Source organism: Gilvimarinus sp. 1_MG-2023, assembly GCF_030548285.1.
In genome coordinates this window covers 1-246 of the sequence record NZ_JAUOSC010001490.1, presented here as the reverse complement: position 1 = coordinate 246, position 246 = coordinate 1, and the positions used below count along the sequence as shown (strand labels likewise).

Here is a 246-nt window from a genome sequence, read left to right as displayed (position 1 = left end):
GCTCCTTGCTGGCCGAAAAAGCCGGTTTCCGGTTACCGATTGTGTCTTACCCGCTGCAAGCGATGGTGACCCAGCCGGTCAAGCCTTTCCTCAATCCATTGGTCAGCTCTCCAGCTTTCCACTGCTACGTCCAGCAAACCGGTCGTGGCGAACTGGTCTTTGGTGGTGGATCGGATCCGTACCCGCTCTATAACACCCGTTCCAGTCTGGAACTGAAAGAGCAGCTGCTGGCACACGCTGTCGAGC

Annotated in this window: 1 pseudogene; it reads left to right on the top strand. The window is 57.3% G+C overall.

Annotated features, from left to right (window positions below):
• A pseudogene (locus tag Q4563_RS21780) lies at positions 1–246 on the top strand (FAD-dependent oxidoreductase); the annotation flags it as partial.